The 701-nt window shown below is 76.2% G+C and carries 1 pseudogene; it reads right to left on the bottom strand.

Going from position 1 to position 701, the window contains the following annotated elements:
• A pseudogene (locus B7767_RS42160) lies at positions 1 to 548 on the bottom strand (DNA-binding protein); the annotation flags it as partial.
• Positions 549 to 701 lie beyond the last annotated feature (153 nt).

The following is a 701-nucleotide window of genomic DNA, read 5'->3' on the forward strand; positions in this document are numbered from 1 at the left end:
GCGGCCACGGCGGACACCGAGTCGTGCGTCGACGGCAGTCCCGCCGTCGCCACGATCTCCTGGATCCGCCCCGGCGACATCCCGGCGGTGGCCTCCCGCACGGTCGGCCCGAGCCCGGTCGGCGAGGGGTGCTGCGGCGACGGCGCCAGCAGCTCACGGGCGGTGCGCACCAGCCGCAGCCGGTCGTCACCGCCCCACACCAGCGCCTGCTCGCGCAGTACGCCGAGCGCGTGCGGCAGCGCGGCGGAGACCACCGGGTCGCGGTCGTCGCCCGCCATCAGCCCGAGCAGTTCGCCGTACGACGCCGGATCCGCCGCCACGGCCAGCGCCTGCGCCGTCTGCAGCGTGAACCGGTCCAGCCGCTCCAGCGCCCGTACGACCGAGGCGCGGGTGCCGGCGCGGGTGGCGAGCTGGGTGAGGTCGGTGGGCACGGGCGTGACGAGGTCCGGCCGGCTGCGCAGCAGCGCGGCCAGCGCCGCGTCGTCCCGCCCCCGGAGGGCCTCGGCGAGGGATCGGGGGGCCGCCGCGGGCTTCTCCTCGGTGCTCATCCGCCTCACGTTAGCGGGTGGGTACGCCGGTGGCGTGCCGGGAGTTGGGACGGCCGGTCCCACTCGCGGTACCGTCGGGCGACGGTGTCCCGACGCATCCGTCCCGGAGGGGACTTCGTGGGTATCGAGAGCGACCAGGTCGTCTACGAGTAT

It is taken from the genome of Streptomyces sp. 13-12-16 (genome assembly GCF_002114215.1).
Taxonomy (GTDB): Bacteria; Actinomycetota; Actinomycetes; order Streptomycetales; family Streptomycetaceae; genus Streptomyces.